The 23,478-nt window shown below is 73.0% G+C and carries 20 protein-coding genes; 16 read left to right on the top strand and 4 right to left on the bottom strand.

The features are described from left to right. Positions 1-87: 87 nt before the first annotated feature. The 4 genes from AB0I51_RS20080 (at position 88) to AB0I51_RS20095 (ending at position 6,421) form a co-directional block, all read left to right on the top strand. Positions 88-1,680: an oleate hydratase gene (locus tag AB0I51_RS20080; protein ID WP_362976859.1), complete on the top strand. Its 1,593-nt coding sequence runs from the start codon at positions 88-90 to the stop codon at positions 1,678-1,680. Between the two features lie 145 nt (positions 1,681-1,825). Next, positions 1,826-3,199 carry an FAD-binding oxidoreductase gene (locus AB0I51_RS20085; protein WP_362976861.1) on the top strand — a complete coding sequence of 458 codons (1,374 nt, stop codon included), beginning with the start codon at positions 1,826-1,828 and terminating at the stop codon, positions 3,197-3,199. A gap of 4 nt (positions 3,200-3,203) precedes the next feature. Further along, on the top strand, positions 3,204-4,775 hold the full coding sequence (locus tag AB0I51_RS20090; protein ID WP_362976863.1) for an acetolactate synthase large subunit: 1,572 nt from the start codon (positions 3,204-3,206) through the stop codon (positions 4,773-4,775). Between the two features lie 122 nt (positions 4,776-4,897). After that, complete coding sequence (locus AB0I51_RS20095; protein ID WP_362976865.1) at positions 4,898-6,421, top strand: pyridoxal-dependent decarboxylase; 1,524 nt, start codon at positions 4,898-4,900, stop codon at positions 6,419-6,421. 105 nt (positions 6,422-6,526) lie between these two features. On the opposite strand, the gene ppdK is transcribed toward AB0I51_RS20095, so the two are convergent. Together ppdK and AB0I51_RS20105 are read right to left on the bottom strand one after the other, a co-directional pair. Continuing rightward, positions 6,527-9,214, bottom strand: coding sequence for a pyruvate, phosphate dikinase (gene ppdK / locus AB0I51_RS20100; RefSeq protein ID WP_362976867.1), 2,688 nt, complete (start codon positions 9,212-9,214; stop codon positions 6,527-6,529). Positions 9,215-9,229: 15 nt separating this feature from the next. Further along, positions 9,230-10,132: a universal stress protein gene (locus AB0I51_RS20105; protein ID WP_362976869.1), complete on the bottom strand. Its 903-nt coding sequence runs from the start codon at positions 10,130-10,132 to the stop codon at positions 9,230-9,232. Between the two features lie 166 nt (positions 10,133-10,298). Between AB0I51_RS20105 and AB0I51_RS20110 the strand changes: the two genes are divergently transcribed. The 12 genes from AB0I51_RS20110 to hypE all read left to right on the top strand — a co-directional run bounded on the left by AB0I51_RS20110 (position 10,299) and on the right by hypE (position 21,801). Continuing rightward, a complete protein-coding gene (locus AB0I51_RS20110; RefSeq protein WP_362976871.1) occupies positions 10,299-11,129 on the top strand; it encodes a universal stress protein in 831 nt (276 codons plus the stop codon). A gap of 118 nt (positions 11,130-11,247) precedes the next feature. After that, positions 11,248-11,757: a hydrogenase maturation protease gene (locus AB0I51_RS20115; protein WP_362976873.1), complete on the top strand. Its 510-nt coding sequence runs from the start codon at positions 11,248-11,250 to the stop codon at positions 11,755-11,757. After that, positions 11,754-14,042: a carbamoyltransferase HypF gene (gene hypF / locus AB0I51_RS20120; protein ID WP_362976875.1), complete on the top strand. Its 2,289-nt coding sequence runs from the start codon at positions 11,754-11,756 to the stop codon at positions 14,040-14,042. Before AB0I51_RS20115 ends, hypF begins: the two co-directional genes overlap by 4 nt. 6 nt (positions 14,043-14,048) lie before the next feature. Further along, complete coding sequence (locus AB0I51_RS20125; RefSeq protein WP_362976877.1) at positions 14,049-14,306, top strand: HypC/HybG/HupF family hydrogenase formation chaperone; 258 nt, start codon at positions 14,049-14,051, stop codon at positions 14,304-14,306. 229 nt (positions 14,307-14,535) lie between these two features. Further along, positions 14,536-15,675, top strand: coding sequence for a 4Fe-4S dicluster domain-containing protein (locus AB0I51_RS20130; RefSeq protein ID WP_362976879.1), 1,140 nt, complete (start codon positions 14,536-14,538; stop codon positions 15,673-15,675). Next, entirely contained in the window at positions 15,675-16,139 is a 465-nt protein-coding gene (locus AB0I51_RS20135) for a cyclic nucleotide-binding domain-containing protein (RefSeq protein WP_362976881.1), read from the top strand. The genes AB0I51_RS20130 and AB0I51_RS20135 overlap by 1 nt, the downstream gene beginning before the upstream one ends. Further along, a complete protein-coding gene (locus AB0I51_RS20140; protein WP_362976883.1) occupies positions 16,136-16,942 on the top strand; it encodes an FAD/NAD(P)-binding protein in 807 nt (268 codons plus the stop codon). Before AB0I51_RS20135 ends, AB0I51_RS20140 begins: the two co-directional genes overlap by 4 nt. Before the next feature lies 1 nt (position 16,943). Further along, complete coding sequence (locus AB0I51_RS20145; protein ID WP_362976885.1) at positions 16,944-17,699, top strand: oxidoreductase; 756 nt, start codon at positions 16,944-16,946, stop codon at positions 17,697-17,699. Beyond that, on the top strand, positions 17,696-19,057 hold the full coding sequence (locus AB0I51_RS20150; RefSeq protein ID WP_362976887.1) for a Ni/Fe hydrogenase subunit alpha: 1,362 nt from the start codon (positions 17,696-17,698) through the stop codon (positions 19,055-19,057). The genes AB0I51_RS20145 and AB0I51_RS20150 overlap by 4 nt, the downstream gene beginning before the upstream one ends. Next, positions 19,050-19,670, top strand: a complete 621-nt coding sequence (locus AB0I51_RS20155; protein WP_362976889.1) for a CBS domain-containing protein — start codon at positions 19,050-19,052, stop codon at positions 19,668-19,670. Before AB0I51_RS20150 ends, AB0I51_RS20155 begins: the two co-directional genes overlap by 8 nt. After that, positions 19,667-20,770, top strand: coding sequence for a hydrogenase formation protein HypD (gene hypD, locus AB0I51_RS20160; RefSeq protein WP_362976891.1), 1,104 nt, complete (start codon positions 19,667-19,669; stop codon positions 20,768-20,770). The genes AB0I51_RS20155 and hypD overlap by 4 nt, the downstream gene beginning before the upstream one ends. Next, a complete protein-coding gene (gene hypE, locus AB0I51_RS20165; RefSeq protein WP_362976893.1) occupies positions 20,767-21,801 on the top strand; it encodes a hydrogenase expression/formation protein HypE in 1,035 nt (344 codons plus the stop codon). The genes hypD and hypE overlap by 4 nt, the downstream gene beginning before the upstream one ends. Before the next feature lie 23 nt (positions 21,802-21,824). Here hypE and AB0I51_RS20170 read toward each other — a convergent pair whose 3' ends face one another. Beyond that, on the bottom strand, positions 21,825-22,412 hold the full coding sequence (locus tag AB0I51_RS20170) for a hypothetical protein (RefSeq protein ID WP_362976895.1): 588 nt from the start codon (positions 22,410-22,412) through the stop codon (positions 21,825-21,827). Between the two features lie 5 nt (positions 22,413-22,417). Further along, positions 22,418-23,404: a hypothetical protein gene (locus tag AB0I51_RS20175; protein ID WP_362976897.1), complete on the bottom strand. Its 987-nt coding sequence runs from the start codon at positions 23,402-23,404 to the stop codon at positions 22,418-22,420. Positions 23,405-23,478: the final 74 nt, after the last annotated feature.

The raw sequence follows: 23,478 nt of genomic DNA on the forward strand, positions 1-23,478 counted from the left end.
CCGCACAGCGACAACAGGTGTCCGGCGCGAAGGATCCTGAACACTGTCGGCCGCCCGCACACCCGGGCGGCAGAACGGAGGGACGTCATGGCAGACGCTCCGCGCTCGTCCCACGCCTACCTCGTGGGCGGCGGCATCGCCTCCCTCGCGGCCGCCGCCTTCCTCGTCCGCGACGCCGGCTTCCCCGGCGAGCACATCCACGTCCTGGAGGAACTCCCCGTCGCCGGCGGCTCGATGGACGGCAGCGGCGAGCCCGCCGGGTACGTCACCCGGGGAGGACGGATGCTGGAGGAGGAGGCCTACACCTGCCTGTGGAACCTCCTGGAGACGATCCCCACCCTCACCGACGAGACGGTGTCGGTGCGCGAGGAGATCACCGAGTTCAACGCCAAGTGGCCCACCGACGCCAAGGCCCGCCTGATCGGCCGGGGCACCACGATCCTGGACGCCGCCGACTACGGCCTCGACACCCGTGACCGCCTGGAGCTGACCCGTCTGCTGGTGCTGCCCGAAGCGGTCATCGGCGCCCGCAGGATCGAGGACTTCTTCTCGCCGCACTTCTTCGCCACCAACTTCTGGGCGATGTGGCGCACGACGTTCGCCTTCCAGAACTGGCACAGCGCCATCGAGCTGAAGCGGTATCTCCTGCGCTTCATGCAGGAGTTCCCGCGCATGCACACCCTCGCCGGCGTGCGCCGCACCCGCCTCAACCAGTTCGACTCGATCATCCGGCCCCTGCGTACCTGGCTCGCGGCCCGCGGTGTGGCCTTCGAGTACGGCGTGCGGGTCACCGACGTCGACTTCACCACCGACGAGGAGGGTGCACGGCGCGCTCGCCGTCTGCACCTGGAACGCGACGGGCGACCGGGCACGTACGAACTGAGCGCCGACGACTACGCGTTCCTGACTCTGGGGTCGATGACCGCCGACGCCGCCTACGGCACCGACGACAGCGCGCCCGAACTGGTCCGCGACAAGCGGGACGGCGACTGGCGGCTCTGGGAGACCATCGCCGCCGAGGCCGAGGACTTCGGCCGGCCCACCGCGTTCAACGGCAACGTGGACGAGGCCAAGTGGGAGTCCTTCACCCTCACCATGCGCGACCCGCTGCTCCTGCACCGCATCGAGGAACTGTCCGGCAACCTCCCCGGCACGGGCGCGCTGATGACGTTCAAGGACTCCAACTGGCTGATGTCCGTCGTCGTGCCGCACGCCCCGCACTTCGACGGGCAGCCCGAGGACGTCTACACCCTGTGGGGCTACGGCCTGTTCACCGACCGCGACGGCGACTTCGTCGGCAAGCCGATGGCCGAGGCCACGGGCAGGGAGATCCTCACCGAACTCCTCGGCCACCTCGGGATGTCGGACATCGAGGAACAGGTCGCGGCGACCACGACCGTGATCCCGGTGATGCTGCCGTACATCACCAGCCAGTTCGCCCCGCGCACCGTGCACGACCGGCCGCTGGTGATCCCGCGCGGCTCCGCCAACTTCGCCTTCCTGGGCCAGTTCACGGAGATCCCCGAAGACGTGGTCTTCACCGTCGAGTACTCCGTACGCGGCGCCATGCACGCCGTCTACGGCCTGCTCGGCCTCGACGAGCGCGGGATACCCGGCATTTACCACGCGCTGGCCGATCCCGCGACGGCCTTCGACGTGCTCAGGGCGACGCTGGCCTGATCAACAGCCGGAAGGGTCAACCAGCCCTGCAACAGGGCTGGTCGGCCCGTTCCCGGGTCCACTGCCAGGCCCGCACTCTGGTGGACGCGTCGCCGGCCCGCGCGCGAAGGCCCGGGGCGGGAAACCCAACGAAGGGAACCGGATCATGACCGACACCGGATCGCTCCTGGCGAAGGTGGTGGGGCCGGAGCACATGCTCACGGAGGACGGCGTTCCGGAGGAGTACGGGCACGACGAGTCGCTGGCCGTCGCGGCACGACGGCCGCGGTACGTGGTGTGTCCCGCTGCGACCGCCGAGGTCTCGGAGATCCTGGCGGTCGCCGCCGCACAGCGGGTCCCCGTGACGGCACGGGGTTCCGGCACCGGGCTGTGCGGGGCGTGCGTGCCCAGCGCGGACGGGATCGTCGTGTCCTTCGAGCGGATGAACCACGTGGTGGAGATCGACGCCGACAATCACGTGGCGGTGGTCCAGCCCGGTGTCACCCTGGCCGAACTCGACGACCACGCCGCCGAGTTCGGGCTGTGCTATCCGGTGCGCCCGGGTGAGCCGAGCGCGTCGGTCGGCGGCACGATCGCCACCAACGCCGGTGGCATGCACGCCGTCCGGCACGGCGTCACCCGCCACCATGTCCTAGGTGTCGAGGCGGTCCTCGCCTCCGGCGCGATCGTGCGCAGCGGCGGGAAGTACGTCAAGACGAGCACCGGCTACGACCTGACGCAGTTGCTCGTCGGCTCCGAGGGCACGCTGGCCCTCGTCACCGAGGCGGTCCTGCGCCTGAAGCCCCGCGCCGGGCACGGCGCGACGGTGCTGGCGCCCTTCGCGACGGCCGAGGAGATCGCCCGCGCGGTGCCGCGGCTGCTGGCCCGGGGCCTGGATCCGCTGGCCCTGGAGTACGTCGACATGCTCACGATGGCGGCGATGACCGCGCAGCAGGATCTCGGGCTCGGCATCCCGCAACAGGTCCGCGACACGGCTCTCGCCTATCTGGTCGTGGTCCTCGAAGGGAGGTCGGCCGAGCGGATCGAGGCCGATGTGGAGTCGCTCGGCGAGCAGCTGCTCGACCTGGGCGCGGCCGACGTCTACGTGCTGCCCGCGGCAGCCGCGCGCGCACTGGTCGAGGCGCGGGAGCGGGCGTTCTGGGCCTCCAAGGCGGCCGGCGCCGACGAGATCGTGGACATCGTGGTACCCCGCGCCTCCCTGCCCCGGCTGTTCGCCGCGGCGGACGTCGTCGCGAGGGACAGCGGATCGATCGTCACCGGCTGCGGGCACGCGGGGGACGGCAATGTGCACCTCGCGGTCTTCCAGCCGGACGAGAAGCGGCGGGACGAGGTCCTGCGGCGGCTGTTCCGGGCGGGCGCGGAGCTCGGCGGGGCCGTCTCCGGCGAGCATGGCATCGGTACGGCGAAGAAGCGGTACTTCCTGGAGCTGGAGGACCCGGCCAAGGTGGAACTGATGCGCCGGATCAAGCACGCCTTCGACCCCGAGGGGATCCTCAACCCCGGTGTCCTCTTCGACTGACCGCATGAAGGGCGGAATCACCGTGAACGGTGCCCATGCCGTTGCCCGCACCCTCCTGAACTGCGGGGTCGAGGTCTGCTTCGCCAACCCCGGTACCTCCGAACTGCACTTCGTCGCCGCACTGGACGACGAGCCCGCCCTGCGGGCCGTGCCGTGTCTCTTCGAAGGCGTGGCCACCGGAGCGGCCGACGGCTACGGCCGGATGACCGGCCGCCCCGCCGCCACCCTGCTGCATCTCGGCCCGGGACTCGGCAACGGCCTGGCCAACCTCCACAACGCCCGCCGTGCCGCCACCCCGGTGGTGAACCTGGTCGGCGACCACGCGACCTTCCACAAGAAGTACGACGCGCCGCTGGAGTCGGACGTCGACGCGCTGGCGCGCACCGTCTCCGGCTGGGTCCGCCGCTGCGCCGACCCCACCACGGTCGGCGGTGACGTGGCGGAGGCGGTGGCCGCCGCCATGGGCGCTCCGGGGCAGGTGGCCACCGTGCTGCTGCCCGCCGACGTGTCATGGTCGGACGGTGCCCAACTCGCGGCGCCTGTCACGCCGTTGCCACCTGCCGCCGTTCCGGAACGGACCGTCGCCGGCGTGGCCGCGGTCCTGCGCACCGGCGAGCCGGCCGCCCTGCTCCTCGGCGGGGCCGCCACCTGCGAACCGGCGCTCGGCGCGGCCGGCCGGATCGCCGCCGCGACCGGTGCCCGGCTGCTGTGCGAGACGTTCCCGGCCCGCCTGGAACGCGGCGCGGGCCTGCCCGCCGTGGAGCGGCTCGGCTACCTCGCCGAGGGCGCGATGGCCCAACTCGACGGCGTACGGCACCTGGTGCTGGTGGGTGCCCGCGCCCCGGTGTCGTTCTTCGCGCACCCGGGCCTGCCCGGTGTGCTGACGCCGGACGACTGCCAGGTCCACACCCTGGCCACGACGGCCGACGACATTCCGGCGGCGCTGGGCGACCTGGCGGACACCGTGGCCGCGCACACCCCCGCCGTACTCCGGACCGCCGTACGGCCGGACCCGCCGACCGGCGCGCTGACCGCCGAGACCGCCGCGACGGCCGTAGGGGCGCTGCTGCCGGAGGCAGCGATCGTGGTGGACGAGGCCAACACCTCCGGCCTCTGGCTGCCCGGGGCCACGGCGGGCGCACCGCGACACGACTGGCTCACCCTCACCGGCGGGGCCATCGGCCAGGGCCTCCCGCTCGCCGCCGGCGCGGCGATCGCCCGCCCGGACCGGCCGGTGCTGTGCCTGGAGGCCGACGGCAGCGCCATGTACACCCTCTCCGCGCTGTGGACCCATGCCCGCGAGGGTCTCGACATCACCACCGTGATCTTCGCCAACGGCGCCTACGCGATCCTCGACATGGAGTCCCAGCGCCTCGGTGCGCGTGCCGACGGGCCCGCCCACCGCGATCTGCTCGACCTGACCCGGCCCGGCCTCGACTTCGTCGCCCTCGCCCGGGGCATGGGCGTACCGGCGTCACGCGCGACCACCGCCGAGGAGTTCACGGACCGGTTGCGTGAGGCCTTCGCCGAGCCGGGGCCCCATCTGGTCGAGGCGGTTGTGCCGGCGCTGTTCTGATCTGAACGGCGGCAAGTTGTGCCGGTGCACGTGTCGGCCGATGCGGCCCGCTCGTTACGATCATGGCCCTCGCTCCGCCGACCAGGGGGTCCTGTGACGAACGAAAGGCCCCACACGCCACCATGGCTCAGCGTTTGCACGATCAAACTCCGTCCCGGCTCGGCCGGTTCGGCCTGTCCCCGGAGCCGCCCGCGGTCCACGCGAAGGTGCTGCGGGACGAACTCGTGGCGGCGGCCGAGTGGGCCGCCCGGTATCTGAGCGAACTGCCGCTGGGACCGGTCGCCCGTCCCCTGCCTCCGCAGGTGCGGTCCCGGCTGCGTACCGGAGGGCTGCCGCAGCGGGGCGGCGAGTTCGGTGAGGTGCTGGACTTCGTCCGCGACGAGATCGCGCCGTACCCGACCGGGAACGGACACCCCGCGTTCTTCGCCTGGGTCAACTCGCCGCCCGCGCCCGCCGGGATCGTCGCCGACCTGCTGGCCTGTGCCGTCAACGCGACCTGCGGTATGGGCGAGAACGCCCTGATGGACCTGGAACGCGGCACCGTGCGCATGCTCGCCGGCCTGGCGGGGCTGCCCGGGAGTGCGGGCGGGGTCCTGACCAGTGGCGGCTCCATGGCGAACCTGCTCGCTCTGGCCACCGCCCGCACCTGGTTCCTGACCCGGCGCGGCTCCGCCGACGGCCCCGCCTTCGACCGCGACCACGCCCGCCTCACCCTCTACTGCAGCGACCAGGCTCACATGTCCGTCGCCAGGGCGGCCGCCTGCATCGGCCTGCCCGCCCACCGGCTGCGCCCCGTCGCCACCGACCCGTACGACCGCCTGGACCCTCTCGCGCTGCGCGCCGCGGTGGCCGCAGACCTGGACGCCGGCCTGCTGCCCTTCTGCACCGTCACCACGCTGGGCACCACCGCCACCGGCGCCGTGGATCCGCTCGAACCGGTCACGGAACTGTGCCGGAGCACGGGGATGTGGCACCACGCGGACGGAGCCTGGGGCGGACTCGGCGCCGCCGTGCCCGCCCTGGCACCCCGGTACACGGGCGTCGGCGGCGTCGATTCACTGACTGTGGACCCGCACAAGACCCTCAGCGTGCCGGTGGGATGCGGAGCGCTGCTCGTCCCCGACCCCGAGCACCTGCACACGGCCTTCGCCCACCAGGCCTCGTACCTCACCGCCGGTGAACCGGACGCCCTGCCCTGGCTGTCCCACGCGACGATCGAGCTGACCCGTCCCGGCACCCGCGCCCTCGGCCTGTGGGCCACCCTGCACCACCTGGGCCGCGACGGCGTCACCGGCCTCTTCGAGCACTACCTGGCCCTCGCCGGCGTGTTGCGGGAGCGGATCACCGCCGAGCCCCGGCTCCACCTGCTGGCCGGCGGCCCGTGGCCGGTCGCCTGCTTCCGGATCACCGACCCCGACGGGGGCGACCCGGACGGCCTGCATACCCGTATCGCCCGGCGCGTCCAGGACGGCGGACGGGCCTATCTCGCCACCGTCGCCGTGCACGGCCGCACCGTCCTGCGCGCCGCCCTGTGCAACTACCGCACCACCGCCGACGACCTCGACCTGCTGATCCGCGAAGTCCTCCACGCCGCCGACGCCGAGCACTCCGCCCCCGGGACCGGTCGGCCACCGCGGCAGCGATGACCGCCGGGCGAGGCGAGCACAGGTCCCGCGGTCGTGAAGCTGCGACGCTCCTTGATCGACCGGCCAGACCTGTGCTCGCACTGCCTTCATGGCTGACAGACCGGCTCACCTGCTGTCGCTGCCCCCGGTGATGTCCATGAGGGCCGCCCGTCCGGCCTCCAGCCGGGCCGCCGGGATGCGGAACGGCGAGCAGGAGACGTAGTCCAGGCCCACCCGGTGGAAGAAGTGGATGGACTCCGGGTCACCGCCGTGTTCGCCGCAGACCCCGGTCTCCAGGCGGGAGTTGACGGCTCGTCCCGCCTCGACGGCCAGCTCCACGAGTCGGCCCACGCCCTCCTGGTCGATCGTCTCGAACGGCGACACGGTGAAGACGCCCTTGTCCAGGTACAGCGGGAAGAAGGAGGCCTCGGCGTCGTCGCGGGACAGGCCCCAGGTGGTCTGGGTCAGGTCGTTGGTGCCGAAGGAGAAGAAGTCGGCGTGCTCGGCGATGCGTCCCGCGGTGAGCGCGGCGCGCGGCAGCTCGATCATCGTGCCGATCGGGCAGTCGAGGGTCGTGCCGGTCTCCTCCCGGACCTCGGCGAGGACCCGCTCCGTCTCGGTGCGCGCCAGCCGCAGTTCCTCGACCGTCCCGACGAGCGGGATCATGATCTCGGCGCGCGGCCGGCCACCGGCCCGCAGCCGTTCGACCACGGCCTCCGCGACGGCCCGCACCTGCATGGCCATCAGGCCGGGAACGGCCAGACCGAGCCGGACACCGCGGAGCCCGAGCATCGGGTTCTGCTCGTGCATGCGCTCGACGGCGGCGAGCAGTTCGCGGTCGTGCGGGTCCGGGTGCTCGGTGCGGGCCAGGCGTACGGCCAACTCGGTGCGGTCCGGCAGGAATTCGTGCAGCGGCGGGTCGATGAGCCGGATGGTCACCGGCAGTCCGTCCATCGCCGTGAGGATGCCGGTGAAGTCCTCGCGCTGGAGCGGCAGCAGAGCGGCCAGGGCCTCCTGGCGGGCGCTGTCGTCGCGGGCCAGGATCATCGCCTCGACCAGCGCCCTGCGCTCGCCGAGGAACATGTGCTCGGTGCGGCACAGTCCGATGCCCTGCGCGCCCAGGCTGCGGGCACGTACGGCGTCCTCGGGGGTGTCGGCGTTGGCCCGCACTTCGAGGCGCCGTACGGAGTCGGCGTGGGTGAGCGCGCCCAGGACGGCTTCCGTCAGCGGACCGCTCGCGGTGCCGGTCTCCAGGGCGCGGCCGACGTCGGAGGCGGTCAGTGGGAGTGCGCCGAGGTGGACGGTGCCGGCGGTGCCGTCGACGGAGACCGTGTCACCCTCGTGCACCAACACGCCAGATTCCGTGGTGAACTGACGGGCCGTCGGGTCGACCGTGAGGGCTTCGGCGCCGCAGACGCAGACCTTGCCCATGCCGCGGGCGACGACGGCCGCGTGGCTGGTCTTGCCGCCCCTGCTGGTCAGTACGGCCTGTGCGGCGATCATGCCGGGGAGGTCGTCGGGGGTGGTCTCCCGGCGGACGAGGACCGTGGCCTCGCCGGCCGCGGCACGCCGTACCGCCTCGGCGGAGTCGAAGACCACGACGCCCACGGCCGCGCCCGGGGAGGCGGGGACGCCCTGGGCGAGGGGCACGTCGGCCGGGGTGGTGTCGAAGCGGGGGAACATCAGACGGGTCAGTTCGGTGCCGTCGACGCGGACCAGGGCCTCGTCCGAGTCGATCGTGCCCTCCTCGCGCAGGTCGTGGGCGATGCGGAAGGCGGCCTCGGCGGTGCGCTTGCCGACGCGGGTCTGCAGGATCCACAGCTTGCCGCGCTCGACGGTGAACTCGACGTCGCACAGGTCGCGGTAGTGCTGCTCCAGGGTGCGCAGGTGATCGCTGAGCTGGACGTACGCGCGCGGGTTGAGCCGCTTCAGTTCGATCAGGGGCAGTGCGTCGCGGACGCCTGCGACGACGTCCTCGCCCTGTGCGTCGGGCAGGTAGTCGCCGTACATGCCGCGTTCGCCGGTGGCGGGGTCGCGGGTGAAGGTGACGCCGGTGCCGGAGTCGTCGCCGAGGTTGCCGAAGACCATCGCCTGGACGTTGACGGCGGTGCCGAGGTCCTCGGAGATGTGTTCGCGGTGGCGGTAGACGCGGGCACGTTCGCCGTTCCAGGAGTCGAAGACGGCGCGGATCGCGCGGGTCAGCTGCTCGGCCGGGTCCTGCGGGAAGTCCTCACCGGTCTCCTTGCGGATGATGGCCTTGAACTCCTCTGTGATCAGGGCGAGTTCGGCGGCGTCGAGGTCGTGGTCGCCGGTCACCTCACGGCGTGCCTTGTGCGCGGCGATGGCCCTCTCGAACAGGTCGCCGTCGACACCCATCACGGTGTGGCCGAACATCTGGATGAGCCGCCGGTAGGAGTCCCAGGCGAACCGCTCCTGCCCGGACGCCTTGGCGATCCCGGTGACGGAACGGTCGTTGAGGCCGATGTCGAGGATCGTGTCCATCATTCCGGGCATGGAGAAGCGGGCGCCCGAGCGGACGGACACCAGCAGCGGATCGTCGGACGCGCCCAGGGTGCGGCCCATCGTCCGTTCCAGTCCGGCCAGCGCGCGGGCCGTCTCGATGGCCAGCTCGGGCGGCTCCTCACCCGTCTTCAGATAGACCTTGCAGGCCTCGGTGGTGACGGTGAATCCGGGCGGCACGGGCAGCCCGAGCCGGGTCATCTCGGCAAGGCCGGCGCCCTTGCCGCCCAGCAGGGCGGCCATCTCCCGGCCGCCTTCGGCGAACTCGTACACGTACTTGGTCGGCGCAGTCATCAGGACTCGGGCCTCTCACTCGTGGGGTACGACGGCCACGGGGCAGCCGACGTGATGGATGGCGGTATGCGTGACGGGACCGATGCGCGGTCCCGCCGGCCGGTCGGTGAGGTGCCGGCCGACGACGAGGAGGCCCGCCTCGGAGGCGGACCGGAGCAGCGCGGACTGTGCCCGGCCCTCCGCGACCGTCTCGGCGACCTCGACGCCGGGGTACTTGTCGCGCCACACCTGGAGTACGGCGGACAGGAAGCCGTGCCATTCCTCGGCTCGCTGCGGGCCGCTCACCAGGCCGATCTCACCGGGGCCGAGCACCAGTGGGGACGGCGGCTGCCAGGCGTGGACGGCGCGGAGCCGGGCGCCGCGCGCCCGGGCCGCCTCGAAGGCGAACTCGATCACCGCGTCGCAGGGATCGCCGAGGTCGACGCCCAGGACCACGTCCCGGTAGCCGGTCAGGACGGAGGGACGTCCGTCGCCCGCCGGAAGGTGCTCGTCGGCGGCCTTCTCGTCCGCCCGCACGAGCACCACGGGATGCGTGGCACGAGCCACCACGCCCTGCGCGACCGAGCCCACCAGCAGCCCGGTGAACCCGCTCAGGCCGCGCGAGCCCAGCACCAGCAGCTCTGCCTGCCCGGCCGCCCTGAGCAGGGCGGCGGTCGCGGGACCCTCCACCTGCTCCTCGTACGGGCGGACCTCCGGGGCGACGGCACGGCACCTCGCCCTGGCCTGTCGCAGGACGCGGCCCGCCTGCTGCCGCTGGGCGGCTGTGACGGGCTCTCCGCCCTCCTGGCGCGGATGCCAGTTCCAGACGTGCACGAGCCGCAACGGCAGGTGGCGGCGTGCCGCCTCCCGGGCGGCCCAGTCGGCCGCGGCGAGACTCTCCGCGGAACCGTCGACTCCGGCGATGACGGACGGAAGCATGGTCCGCACCTCCTGCGCTCGGTCAGCTCCTCCCTTCCAGGGTCGTCCCGCGCTCCGGCCACAGGTATGGGCCGCCAGGTCTCCACCCGAGGTCCGTTCGGCCCCAGCACACGGCCGCCCCGGGCCGTCATGGTGGAGGGGCCACGGACCTGGAAGGCGGCACACCATGGAACGAGTGATCATCGCCGGAGTCGACCGTTCGGCACGCAGCCGTGTCGCCGCGGACTGGGCCGCACGTGAGGCGCTGCGGCGCGGACTGCCGCTGCGGGTGGTGCATGTGGCACCACCGGAGAACCTGGACCCGGTGGAGCACTGGCCCTACCGCCCGGACACGGTGGCGGACCACGTGGTCGCCGAACTCACCGACCGCCACCCGTCGTTGACCGTCCGGGCGGTGAGCCTGGCCGGGGCGCCCGTCCCCGAGCTGCGGGCGGCGAGCGCGCAGGCGGAACTGGTCGTGCTCGGCCTGCGCGGCGAGAGCCAGCACGCCCGGATGCCCCTGGGCTCGACCGCGGCGGCCCTGGCCACCGGGTGCGCCGGACCGCTGGTGCTGGTGCCCGGGACCCTCGCGGGGCTCGATGTGCCGGGTCGCACGGACGCCGTGACCGTGGGGGTCGACGCCCGGGACCCGTCCGGCGGCGCGCTCGCCTTCGCCTTCGAGGCGGCCCGGCTGCACGGCGTCCGGCTGCACGCGGTGCACGCCTGGGCACTTCCCGGGAGCGCCGCCGCCTCGCTCCTTCCACTGTCGGAGCAGGAGCGGGCCGCCCGCGAGGACCACGAGGAGGACCTGCTGTCCGACGCGCTGCGGCCGTGGCGCGGCAAGTATCCGGACGTCGAGGTCCGGGCGGACGTGCTGCTGTTCCCGCCGTCCGAGGCCCTGGCCCACGCCTCCGAGACGTCCGGACTGGTGGTGCTCGGCCGGCACACCGCCCCGGGCACCACCGCACTGACCCTCCTGCAGCATGCACGCTGCCCGGTCGCCGTCGTCCCGGCCTAGGTCGCGGCGAGGCCGGTCGGCCTGCTGCCCACCCGGATCGCGGCGAGGCGGGTCGGCCCCGGCGGATGGGTCGTTCGGCCCCTGTGGGGCCGGGCCGCGATGGCCCACGGTGGGAGCCATGAGGACGCGTACGCGCATCGCCGTGATCGGCGTCGGGAACGAGTTCAGGCGCGACGACGGCGTGGGCTGGGCCGTGGTCGAACGGCTCCGGAAGCGGGCCGGGGACGGTTCGTTTCCGCCGAACACCGTGTTCGCGACCTGCGACGGCGACCCCGGCAGGCTGATCGGTCTGTGGGAGGGCGCCGCGCTCGCCGTGGTCGTCGACGCCGCCCACGCGCACCCCGGTACTCCAGGCCGCGTCCACCGGCTCGAACTCGACGCGGGACGCCTCGACCGGCCGCAGACGACCAGTTCGCACGGGCTCGGCCTCGGCGAGGCCGTCGAACTGGCCCGGGTCCTCGGCCTCCTGCCCGACCACCTCGTGGTCTACGCCGTGGAGGGCGCCGACGGTTCGTTCGGCACCGGTCTCTCCCCCGCCGTCGAGGCCGCCGTGGATCCGCTCGTGACGGCCGTGGGTGACGAACTCGCGCGGCACCGGGACGCGACGACCGGGGAGCGGCGGCCATGATGATGCGGCGATTCCGCGTGGACGGCACCGTCCAGGGCGTCGGCTTCCGGCCGTTCGTGTACCGCACGGCGGCCGAACTCGGTCTCGACGGCTGGGTCGCCAACGTCGACGGTCACGTGGAGGGCGAGGTCGCCGGACCGCCGCCCGCCATCGCCGAGTTCGCGGCCCGGCTGCGGGCCACCGCCCCGGTCCTCGCACGGGTACGCAGGGTCCAACTGGCCGACGCCACGCGGCAGTCGGCATACCGTCCCGGCTTCCACGTCCGGCACAGCACGCCCGCGCCCACCGGTCGCACGGCACGCGAGATCCCGCCCGACGCGGCGATCTGCGAGGCCTGTCTGCGCGAACTGCGCGATCCCATGGACCGCCGGCACCGCTACCCCTTCATCAACTGCACGGACTGCGGCCCACGCGCCACGATCATCGAGGACCTGCCGTACGACCGGATCCGCACGACCATGGACCGCTTCCCGATGTGCCCGGACTGCGCGGCCGAATACGCCGACCCGGCCGACCGGCGCTTCCACGCCGAGCCCATCGCATGTGCGGTGTGCGGTCCCGAACTGGCCTGGGAGGAACTGCGCGGTGAGGCGGCCCTGCGCTCGGCGGTCAAGACCGTCGCGGGAAGCGGGATCGTCGCGCTGAAGGGGCTCGGCGGCTACCAGCTGGTGTGCGACGCGGGCGATCCGGCGGCCGTGGCGGAGCTGCGGCGGCGCAAGCACCGCCCGGCGAAGCCGTTCGCCGTCATGGTCCGGGACCTCGGCGCGGCGGCCCGGCTGGCGCGCATCGGCGCCACCGAGCGGGGCATCCTGACCTCTCCGGAACGCCCGGTGGTCCTCCTCGCCCGCCGCGAGCGGCACGGCGCCGACCAGCTCGCGCCCGAGGTGCATCCCGGGCTCCACCACATCGGCCTGTTCCTGCCCACCACCGGCCTGCACCACCTCCTGCTCGACGAGCTGGACCGGCCGCTCGTCGTCACCAGCGGCAACCTCGGCGACCAGCCGATCACCGTCGACGACGCCGAGGCGCGGCGCGCCCTGGCCCGCGTCGCCGACGGTTTCCTCACCCACGACCGGCCGATCCGCTCCCGCTACGACGACTCGGTGGTGCAGTGCGCCGGCCGCACCCGCATCACGGTCCGCCGGGCCCGCGGCCTGGCCCCGTCCCCGCTGCCGCTGAACGTGCGCGAACCGGTCGCCGGGGTCGGCGCGCAGCTGAAGCACACGTTCACGCTGGCCGCCGACGGCCGGGCCCATCTAGGCCCGCACACGGGCGACTTGGCGGACGTGGCGACCCACGAGGCGTTCCTTGGGTCGTACGAGCACCTCAAGCGGCTCACCGGTATCGAGCCGGTCGCCCTCGCGCACGATCTTCATCCCGGCTATCTGTCCACGCAGTGGGCGAAGGCCCAGCAGGTCCGCCGCGTCCCGGTGCAGCACCATCACGCGCATGTGGCCGCCTGTGCGGCGGAGCACGGGGTGCGGGGTCCGTTCCTCGGGATCGCCTACGACGGGCTCGGGCTCGGCGACGACGGCACGCTGTGGGGCGGCGAGATCCTCGTCGCCGGTCTGAGCGGCTACCGCCGTGTGGGAAGGTTCGCGACCGCGCCCCTGCCCGGCGGCGACGCGGCGGTACGCCGTCCCGCCCGTACGGCCCTCGGCCGGCTCCTCGGCGGGGAGACCCTGGGCACCCCGCTCCCCTACTCGTGGCTCACCCGGTCCTTCACCGACCGGCTCGATCCGGCCGAGGTGGACATCGTGCGGGCCATGGTCGCCCGGGACGTCAACTGTCCGCTCACGTCCAGCGCCGGACGGCTCTTCGACACGGTCGCCGCGCTGCTCGGCCTCTGCGACCGGGTGAGCTACGAGGGCGAGGCGGCCGTCCTGCTCGAAGCGGCGGCGGGCGACGAGCACGCCGTGCCGCTCGCCCATCGTGTCGTACGGGCGCAGGGCCTGTGGGTGTACGACCCCGCGCCCACCCTCACCGACCTGCTGGAACGGCAGGCCGACGGGGAGCCCACGGCCCGGCTGGCCGCCGCCTTCCACATGACGCTCGGGCTGGCCACCGCGGAGCTGGTGGCACGGGCGGTGGCCGACGGCGCGCCGCACACCGTCTGCCTCGGCGGCGGCTGCTTCGTCAACCGGCGGCTGCTGACCGAGGTGAAACGCCGGCTGCACGCGCAGGGGCTGCGGGTACTGGTCGGCGGCCAGGTCCCGGTCGGGGACGGCGGAATCAGTTACGGCCAGGCGGCGGTCGCTGCCGCGCGGCTGGCCGGGGAGAGGTGAACGCGCATGTGCCTGGGCATACCGGGACGGATTCTGGAGATCCACGACGACGCGGGACTGCGTATGTCCACGGTCGACTTCGGCGGCATCCGGCGCGAGGTCTGCCTCAGCTGTACGCCCGAGGCGGAGGTCGGGTCGTACGTCATCGTGCATGTCGGTTTCGCGATCACGCAGGTCGACGAGGCGGAGGCGCGGCGCACGCTCGATGTGCTGCGGGCGATGGCGGGGGCGGTGGAGGGGGAGCTGGGTGAGCCGCTGCCGTAGCGCACCGCTGGGTGCGGCTGGGGAACTGCGGGTCGTTTCGAGGCCGCGGGCCGTCCGTGCCTGGTCGCGCAGTTCCCCGCGCCCCTCCGGGGGCGCTGTTCTGCGCGTCTCTTTCGGTTGATCCGGTCGGCTTGTGCGGCAGGGCCGATTGGCCCCTGCCGTGGGGGCGCCTTCGCGTCGGAAGCTGAAGGTGGAGAAGCGCGATCCGCCCAGTACGAGGAGGACCGACATGACCGCCCCCGCAGCCCCGGCCGCCGTACTCGACCGGCACGGACTGGACGCACTGGTCGCGGCACTTGTGGCACAGGGACGTACCGTCGTCGGGCCGACCGTCCGGGACGGTGCGATCGTGCTGTCGGAGCTGACCTCGGCGGACGCGCTTCCCTACGGCTGGGGCGTCGAACTGGACGCCGGGCGCTACCGGTTGGTCCCCCGTGAGGACGGAGCCGCCTTCGCGCACAGTGCGGGGCCGCAGTCCTGGAAGTCGTATCTGCATCCGGCGCGTGAGCAGCTGTGGAGTGCCGACCGGACGCCGGAGGGGCGGGTGGTCTTCACCGAGCACACCTCCGAGCCGCCGTCGTACGCGTTCCTCGGGGTCCGGCCCTGCGATCTGCGGGCCATCGCGATCCAGGACCGGGTGCTGACCGGCGGGCAGTACGAGGACAGCGGGTACGGGAAGCGGCGCCGGCGGGCGCTGCTGATCGCCGCCGAGTGCACCGAACCGGGCGCCACCTGCTTCTGCGTGTCCATGGGCGGCGGGCCCGCGGCCGATCCCGGCTACGACCTCGCTCTGACCGAGGTGATCGACGAGGACGGTCATCGGTTCCTGGTGCGTGTCGGGAGCGAGGAGGGGGCCCGGCTCATCGAGCAGGTCCCGCACCGCGCCGCCGACTCGGGGACGGAGACCGCCGCCCGTGAAACGGTGGACGCGGCCCGTGACCGTATGGGGCGTTCCATGCCGCCGGTCGACCTGCGGACGCTGATGGGCGGGAGCCTGGACGCCGAGCGCTGGAACGACGTCGCCGAACGGTGTCTGACCTGCGGCAACTGCACGATGGTGTGCCCCACCTGCTTCTGCACCACCACGGAGGAGGTCACCGACCTGACCGGTGACCACACAGAGCGCTGGCAGCGCTGGGACTCCTGCTTCGACCTGGACTTCTCGTATCTGCACGGCGGGGCGGTCCGCTCCACGCCCCGCAGCCGCTACCGGCAGTGGCTGACCCACAAACTCTCCACCTGGCACGACCAGTTCGACACCTCCGGCTGCGTGGGCTGTGGGCGCTGCATCGCCTGGTGCCCGGCCGGCATCGACATCACGGAGGAAGTCGCCGCTCTGGAGGCCGAACACGAAACGGAGACGGACTGATGCCCCCCTCGATCGCCCTCCGCATGAACCACGCGCTGCCCCCGGACCACCGCGAACGGCTCCTGCGCCTCGGCCGCGAGGTCGCCTTCCCGCCGGGCACCCGGCTGTTCGACGAGGGCGGGCACGCCGACCGGTTCTGGATCATCCGGGACGGCACCGCCGCCCTCGACATGCATATGCCCGGCCGCCGGTCCCCGGTCATCGAGACGCTCGGGATCGGTGATCTCGTCGGCTGGTCGTGGCTGTACGAGCCGTACGTCTGGCAGTTGGGCGCCGCGACGGTGACCCAGCTGCGGGCCTACGAGTTCGACGCGGTCTCCGTCCGGCTGATGTGCCTGGACGACCCGGCCTTCGGGCAGGCCGTCGAGCACTGGGTCGGCCGGGTGCTGGCCCACCGTCTGAACGCGGCGCGCGCCCGGCTGGTCGACCTGTACGGGACGTACGAGACGAAGGAGCCGAGATGACCGCCGTACCGGTCCCCCATCGCGTGATCGACCGCCGGCAGGAGACCGGCGACACGGTGACTCTGCGTCTCGAACCGGTGGACGGCGCGCTGCCCGACTTCGTGCCGGGGCAGTTCGCGATGGTGCACTGCTTCGGGCGCGGCGAGATCCCCGTCTCGGTGAGTTCCGTGCAGGCCACGGGAGGTCTCGCGCACACGATCCGTTCGGTGGGCGCGGTCTCCGACGGGCTGTGCGCGGCCCGGGTCGGCGACGTCGTCGGCATCCGCGGCCCGTACGGCACGAGCTGGGAGCTGGAGCGGGCGCGCGGCCGGGACGTGCTGGTCGTGGCGGGCGGCATCGGGCTCGCCCCGCTGCGGCCGCTGATCCTGAGCGCGCTGGCCGAGCCGGAGGCGTACCGCCGTATCAACGTGCTGATCGGGGCCCGTACCCCGGACGATCTGATCGGGCGGAAGGAGATCGAGAGCTGGGCCACGGCGTACACCGGTGTGATGGTCGACCAGCCCGACGCCGAGTGGCGCGGGGACGTCGGTGTGGTCACCCAGCTGCTGGGGCGGGCGCACTTCGATCCGGACGACACGACGGCGTTCGTCTGCGGCCCGGAGCCGATGATCCGTGCCACCGCACGCGAACTCTCCCACCGCGGTGTGGCGCGCGACCGCATCCGGGTCTCGCTGGAACGCAACATGCGCTGTGCTACGGGACATTGCGGGCACTGCCAGCTCGGTCCGCTGCTGGTGTGCCAGGCCGGTGCGGTCGTCGGCTGGGACCTCGCCGAACCCCTGCTGTCCGTAAGGGAGTTGTGAGATGGCGCTGCCCAAGCTCGCGGTGTTCAAGCTGGCCTCCTGCGACGGCTGCCAGCTCACCCTGCTGGACTGCGAGGACGAACTCCTCGCGTTGACGGGCGCGGTGGAGATCGCGCACTTCCCGGAGGCGTCCAGCGCGACGGCGCCCGGACCCTACGACCTGACCCTCGTCGAGGGCTCGGTCACCACGCCCGAGGACGCCGAGCGCATTCACGCGATCCGGGCGGACTCCCGCCATCTGGTCACCATCGGGGCGTGCGCCACCGCCGGCGGCATCCAGGCCCTGCGCAACTTCGCCGACGTGGACGAGTACCGGCGCACGGTCTACGCACACCCCGAGTACATCTCCACGCTGGCCACCTCCACCCCCGTCTCGGCCCATGTGGACGTCGACTTCGAACTGCGCGGCTGCCCGGTCGACCGGCGGCAGCTCATCGAGGTGATCACCGCGTTCCTGGCCGGCCGCAAGCCCGACATCCCGGACCACAGCGTGTGTTTCGAGTGCAAGCGGCGCGGCACGGTCTGCGTGACGGTCGCCCACGGGACTCCGTGCCTGGGCCCGGTCACGCACGCCGGGTGCGGCGCGCTGTGCCCGGCCTACCACCGCGGCTGCTTCGGCTGCTTCGGCCCGGCCGGCACGGTGAACCTGCCCGCGCTGATCCCGCTGCTGCGCCGCGACGGCCTCGACGAGGACGCCGTGGTGCGGTTCCTGCACACCTTCAACGCCCCTGCTTTCGACAAGGAGTTGGGAAAGTGACGCACCGCGGATCCCGTGTGCTGCACGTCGGCTCGCTGTCGCGGGTCGAGGGCGAGGGGGCGCTGAGCCTCCATGTGCACGACGGCACGGTCACCGACGCACGGCTGGAGATCTACGAGCCGCCGCGCTTCTTCGAGGCCTTCCTGCGCGGCCGTTCGTACACCGAGCCGCCGGACATCACGGCCCGCGTCTGCGGGATCTGCCCGGTGGCCTACCAGATGAGCGCGTGCGCGGCGATAGAGGACGCCTGCGGGGTGAGCGTCGACCCGGTGATCCGCGACCTGCGCCGGCTGCTGTACTGCGGCGAGTGGATCGAGAGCCAGGCCCTGCACATCTACCTCCTGCACGCCCCGGACTTCCTGGGCCGGCCGAGCGCGATCGACCTGGCCCGCACGCACCGCGCCGAGGTGGAGCGGGGGCTGCGTCTGAAGAAGGCCGGCAACTCGTTGATGGAGCTGCTCGGCGGGCGGGCCGTGCACCCGGTGAACGTCCGTCTCGGCGGCTTCCACCGGGCTCCCGCACGCGTCGAACTCCGCTCGCTGACCGAGGAGTTGAAGCAGGCACTCGACGACGCGTGGGAGACCGTGCGCTGGGTCGCCGGCTTCGAGTTCCCGGACGCGAGCGTCGAGGCCGACCTGCTCGCACTGGCCGAACCCGACACGTACGCCATCGAGGGCGGCACCCCGACCGTCCTGCGCGCCGACGGCACCAACTTCTCTTTCCCGGTACGGGACTTCACCGAGCACGTCGTCGAGACCCACGTCGCGCACTCCACCGCCCTGCACTCGCGGCTCGACGGGCGCCCGCATCTCACCGGCTCCCTCGCCCGGTTCGCGGTCAGCGGCCGGCTGCTGTCGCCGGTGGCGCTGGAGGCGGCGATCGAGGCGGGGCTGGGCGATCCGCGAGAGGGTGCCGTGTGCCGCAATCCGTACCGGTCCATCCTGGTGCGCGCGGTGGAGACGGTGTACGCCCTCACCGAGGCGCTGCGCATCATCGACGGCTACGAGCCGCCCGCGCGCCCGTACACGGAGGTGCCGCCGGTCGCCGGTGTCGGGCACGGCGCCACCGAGGCACCGCGCGGGCTGCTCTACCACCGCTACGAACTCGACGCCGACGGCATCGTGCGCAGTGCGCTGCTGGTGCCGCCGACCGCGCAGAACCAGGGCGCGATCGAGGACGACCTGCGCCGCCTGGCCCAGCACGCGATCCGCGAACACGACCCGGACGACGACGAGTTGACGGCCCTGTGCGAGCGGGCGATCCGCAACCACGACCCGTGCATCTCGTGCTCCACCCACTTCCTCGACCTGACCGTCGTCCGTACTTCGGACACAACCGCGGGAGGCTGTGATGTCTGAATCTCCGTACACCGTGAGCGATGTGATGACCCACACCGCCATCGCCATCGGGAGCGAGGCGCCCTTCAAGGAGATCGTCGCGCTGCTCGACCAGTGGAAGGTCAGTGCCGTGCCGGTCCTGGCGGGCGAGGGACGGGTCGTCGGCGTGGTGTCCGAGGCGGACCTGCTGACCAAGGAGGAGTACCGGGGCGCCGTGGAAGGCGACGCACCGATACCCGCCAAGGCGAGCGCGGTGACCGCCGCCGAGCTGATGAGCGCCCCGGCGGTCACCGTGCACGCGGACGCCACGCTTGCCGAGGCCGCCCGCATCATGGCCCGGCGGCACGTCAAGCGGCTGCCCGTCGTGGACGGGGTCGGCCTCCTCCAGGGGGTCGTCAGCCGCAGCGACCTGCTCAAGGTGTTCCTGCGCGACGACGAGGAGATCGCCGAGGAGATCCGGCACCAGGTGCTCGGCCGCCTCCCGGTCACCACCGCGCTGACGGTGAGTGTCGCCGAGGGCGTGGTCACACTCGGCGGTGCCCTCCCCGACCGGTCGCTCGTGCCCGTCGTGGCCCGGGCGGTGCGGGCCGTGGAGGGGGTCGTCGACATCCGGCTCGACCTCACGCACCGATGAAGTATCTGGACGAGTACCGCGATCCGGTGCTCGCCCGGCGGCTGCTGGACGAGCTGCGGCGGACGGCCACGCGGCCCTGGCGGATCATGGAGGTGTGCGGCGGCCAGACCCACACCCTGGTACGCCAGGGCATCGACGAACTGCTGCCCGCCGGTATGCGGATGATCCACGGCCCGGGCTGCCCGGTCTGCGTCACCCCGCTGGAGACCCTGGACCGGGCCATGGCCGTCGCCGCCCGCCCCGGCGTGATCCTCACCAGCTTCGGCGACATGCTCCGGGTGCCCGGCACCGACACCGACCTGCTGTCGCTGCGGGCACGCGGTGCGGACGTCCGGGTGGTCTACGCCCCGATGGACGCCGTACGCCTGGCCGCCGAACACCCGGACCGCGAGGTGGTGTTCCTCGCCGTCGGCTTCGAGACGACGGCGCCGGCGAACGCGATGGCGGTGCTGCACGCGGCCCGCCTCGGACTGCGCAACTTCTCGATGCTGGTCAGTCACGTCCTCGTGCCGCCGGCCATGACCGCGCTGCTCGACGACCCCGACTGCGAGGTGCAGGCCTTCCTCGCCGCCGGGCACGTGTGCGCGGTGATGGGCTGGCACGAGTACGAGCCGATCGCCGCCCGGTACCAAGTTCCCATCGTGGTCACCGGATTCGAGCCGCTGGACCTGCTGGAGGGCATCCTCATGGCCGTACGGCAGCTGGAGTCGGGCCGGCACGAGGTGGAGAACCAGTACGTGCGGGCCGTACGGCGGGCCGGGAACACGGCGGCTCAGGACGCGGTCCGCCAGGTGTTCCGGGTGACCGACCGGGCCTGGCGCGGGATCGGCGAGCTGCCCGACAGCGGGCTCGAACTCGCCGAGGAGTACCGGGAGTTCGACGCCGCCCGGCGCTTCGACGTGGGCGGGCTGTGCCCGGTCGAGGACGCCGAGTGCATCGCGGGGGCCATCCTCACCGGGGCCCGGCTGCCCACCGACTGCGCCGCGTACGGCACCCGTTGCACACCCCGTCATCCCCTCGGCGCGCCCATGGTGTCGTCCGAGGGCACCTGTGCCGCCTTCCACGCGGCCGGACGCACGCCCACGAGGAGCACGGCATGAACGTCCAATGCCCCACCCCCGTCCACGAGGACGAGGTCGTCCTGCTGGGCCACGGCGCCGGCGGAAGGCTGACCGAGGAACTGCTCGACCGGCTCGTACTGCCGGCCGTCGGCAGTGGGCCGGGCCCGCTGGAGGACGCGGCGCTGCTGCCCGGGCACCCCGGCCTGGTGATGAGCACGGACAGTTTCGTCGTCAGCCCGCTGTTCTTCCCCGGCGGGGACATCGGGTCCCTCGCCGTGCACGGCACGGTCAACGACCTGGCGATGCGGGGCGCGTGGCCGCTCGCGCTGTCGGTCTCCCTGATCGTCGAGGAAGGGCTGCCGATGGCCGAACTCCGGGCCGTCATGGAGTCGTTGGGCAAGGCCGCCCAGGACGTCGGCGTGCCCGTGATCACCGGGGACACCAAGGTCGTGGGGCGGGGCGCGGCGGACCGGCTGTTCATCAACACCACCGGCGTCGGGCAGCGGCACGAACTCCTCACTCCCTCGGCCGCGTCGGCGCGCCCAGGAGATGCCGTACTGCTGTCGGGGCCGATCGGGCTGCACGGCACGACCGTGCTCAGCACCCGCGAGAATCTCGGCTTCGAGGGCGACATCGCCTCCGACTCCCGGCCGCTGCACCGGCTGGTGCGGGCCCTGGCGCCGCTCGGCGATGCCGTGCACGTGCTGCGCGACCCGACGCGGGGCGGGCTGGCCGCCGCGCTCAACGAGATCGCCCGCGACTCGTCCGCCGCCGTCGATGTCGAGGAGAGCGCGGTTCCGGTGCCCGAGGCGGTCGCCTCGGCCTGCGATCTGCTCGGCCTGGACCCGATGGTCGTCGCCAACGAGGGCTGTCTGGTCGCCTTCGTGGACGCGGGCGCGGCGGAGGACGCCCTCGCCGCGATGCGGGCGGTGGCCGAGGGGGCGGGGGCCGTGCGGATCGGCGAGGTGCTGCGGAAGGGATCGCCGGGGCGGGTGACGCTGCGGACCCTGGTCGGTGCCCGGCGCATCGTGGAGATGCCGCTCGGCGAGCAGCTTCCGCGCATCTGCTGACCGTTGACCGATGTACGGGCTCGTCAGCCGGTCTTGTGCCCCCACTGCGGACCGACCCGCGCCCAGTCGGCGTCCCACTGGTCCAGGCGCCGCCGTTCCAGCCGCCCGGACAGCGCCCGGCCGACGAGGAGCACCGTCCCGGCGGCACCCGCGGCGGCCCAGACACCCAGCACCGCACCCTCGATCCGTGCCTGGGTCGCGGTCGCGGGGGTGGGCACGAGCCGGCCCTGGGCGTCCAGCCAGACGTGAGTGGTGGTCCCGGCCCTGCTGCCCGAGTCCACGTGGGCCAGACCCGTGTGCCGGGTCCCGTCCGCCGCGGTCCAGCGCACGGTGGCCCGGTAGCTGTCGCTGCCGTCGGCCGTGCCCACGGTGCGTACGGCGTCCTCGGTGAGCACGGCCGACACCGGGTGCCGGCCGGCCCGCAGGGCGTCGATGTGCCGCTCGACGGCGAGGGCCGTCCAGGCGCCCGTGCCGACCGCGGCCAGGACCGCGAGGACCGAGGCCGCGAGGAGCAGCCAGGCCTCGACGAGGTAGCTGCGGCGCCTGAGGGGGTTGCGCCGAAGCCGCCACCAGCGCACTCGGGCCGTTTTTCCGCGCCTGCCGGGGGTCACGATCCTCACCTGACCTGTGTGTCGCTGTGGAGCAGTGTCTCGGCGGGCCCGCGTCGTGGCGTGGCCCAGGTCTGGTTCGTGTGGCCGAGGCGCAGGACCAGTTGCGGGAACCGGCCGAAGGCGATGCCCGTGCGAACCTCCGCGCGCACCGCGGGCACTTCGAGGGGCTGGGTGTGGAAGGCCGCCCGCACCCGGTGGGCCTCCGCGTACAGCAGCACGCGCTGGAGCGCCTGCCCCGCGCGCAGCCAGTCCGAGCGGGTGTCGTAGGGGGTGGTCAGCACGGCGACCGTGCCCGTGCGCGACACCCATTTCTGGGGCGGTTCGGCGAACTGCCGGACGAGGCCCAGGTAGTCGCGGCCGGACAGCAGTACGCAGTCGGGGTGGTACAGGCAGGCCTCGACCGGCACTCCCGTCGGTCCGACGCATCCCGCGATCTCGGCGGTGTACCCCCGGTCGGCGCGGTGCACGTCCTCCGCCGTGCGCACCAGATCCGCGAGCCGGTCCAGCTGGTCCGGGTCCTCGACGACCTGGAGGGCGGCGCCCTCGACCCGTGCCTGTTCCCGCAGGTCGTCGAGGAGCTCCTCCGGGACGGCCTCGGCGGCGAACGGCCCGCGGTGCGTGTGCCGGTGCGCCATCACACCCGCCATCAGCGCCTCCTCGTAGGTCGCCGGTGCATGGGCGGCGAAGGCCACACGGGCCAGGTAGGACGGGTTGCCGGTCTCCGGGAGCAGGTCGACGGCGGGCCGGAAGCCGAGGGTGCACACCGCGATCCGCGCGTTGAACAGCGCGGCCCCACAGGCGATGACCGTCTCGCGGCCGCCCGGATCGGTCAGGACCAGGCGCCGCCCGCGGTCCGCGTGGATCTCGAAGCCGTGGTCGTGGCCCTCCTCGGCGAAGAACCAGGGCTGACTGTTGTGCGGCGAGGGCGCGAGGGACGCGGCGTGGGCCAAGTGCAGCGCCGCACGGCCGTGTTGTTCGTACGACACAGACATGGTGCCCCCTTCGTCGGGCTTCTCATCCCAGGGTCCTCGCCCACCGCCTCCCGCGCATGAGCCTTCCGGCCCTG

Source organism: Streptomyces sp. NPDC050549, assembly GCF_040655035.1.
Lineage (GTDB): Bacteria > Actinomycetota > Actinomycetes > Streptomycetales > Streptomycetaceae > Streptomyces.

What these genes read in the sequence shown, in the direction of transcription:
- AB0I51_RS20115 (WP_362976873.1), top strand. Translation starts at nt 11,248, where the DNA reads ATGAGGACGCGTACGCGCATCGCCGTGATCGGCGTCGGGAACGAGTTC.
- AB0I51_RS20110 (WP_362976871.1), top strand. Translation starts at nt 10,299, where the DNA reads ATGGAACGAGTGATCATCGCCGGAGTCGACCGTTCGGCACGCAGCCGT.
- hypD (WP_362976891.1), top strand. Translation starts at nt 19,667, where the DNA reads ATGAAGTATCTGGACGAGTACCGCGATCCGGTGCTCGCCCGGCGGCTG.
- hypF (WP_362976875.1), top strand. Translation starts at nt 11,754, where the DNA reads ATGATGATGCGGCGATTCCGCGTGGACGGCACCGTCCAGGGCGTCGGC.
- AB0I51_RS20145 (WP_362976885.1), top strand. Translation starts at nt 16,944, where the DNA reads ATGGCGCTGCCCAAGCTCGCGGTGTTCAAGCTGGCCTCCTGCGACGGC.
- AB0I51_RS20140 (WP_362976883.1), top strand. Translation starts at nt 16,136, where the DNA reads ATGACCGCCGTACCGGTCCCCCATCGCGTGATCGACCGCCGGCAGGAG.
- hypE (WP_362976893.1), top strand. Translation starts at nt 20,767, where the DNA reads ATGAACGTCCAATGCCCCACCCCCGTCCACGAGGACGAGGTCGTCCTG.
- AB0I51_RS20130 (WP_362976879.1), top strand. Translation starts at nt 14,536, where the DNA reads ATGACCGCCCCCGCAGCCCCGGCCGCCGTACTCGACCGGCACGGACTG.
- AB0I51_RS20175 (WP_362976897.1), bottom strand. Translation starts at nt 23,404, where the DNA reads ATGTCTGTGTCGTACGAACAACACGGCCGTGCGGCGCTGCACTTGGCC.
- AB0I51_RS20095 (WP_362976865.1), top strand. Translation starts at nt 4,898, where the DNA reads ATGGCTCAGCGTTTGCACGATCAAACTCCGTCCCGGCTCGGCCGGTTC.
- AB0I51_RS20085 (WP_362976861.1), top strand. Translation starts at nt 1,826, where the DNA reads ATGACCGACACCGGATCGCTCCTGGCGAAGGTGGTGGGGCCGGAGCAC.
- AB0I51_RS20135 (WP_362976881.1), top strand. Translation starts at nt 15,675, where the DNA reads ATGCCCCCCTCGATCGCCCTCCGCATGAACCACGCGCTGCCCCCGGAC.
- AB0I51_RS20080 (WP_362976859.1), top strand. Translation starts at nt 88, where the DNA reads ATGGCAGACGCTCCGCGCTCGTCCCACGCCTACCTCGTGGGCGGCGGC.
- AB0I51_RS20105 (WP_362976869.1), bottom strand. Translation starts at nt 10,132, where the DNA reads ATGCTTCCGTCCGTCATCGCCGGAGTCGACGGTTCCGCGGAGAGTCTC.
- AB0I51_RS20090 (WP_362976863.1), top strand. Translation starts at nt 3,204, where the DNA reads ATGAAGGGCGGAATCACCGTGAACGGTGCCCATGCCGTTGCCCGCACC.
- ppdK (WP_362976867.1), bottom strand. Translation starts at nt 9,214, where the DNA reads ATGACTGCGCCGACCAAGTACGTGTACGAGTTCGCCGAAGGCGGCCGG.
- AB0I51_RS20125 (WP_362976877.1), top strand. Translation starts at nt 14,049, where the DNA reads ATGTGCCTGGGCATACCGGGACGGATTCTGGAGATCCACGACGACGCG.
- AB0I51_RS20155 (WP_362976889.1), top strand. Translation starts at nt 19,050, where the DNA reads ATGTCTGAATCTCCGTACACCGTGAGCGATGTGATGACCCACACCGCC.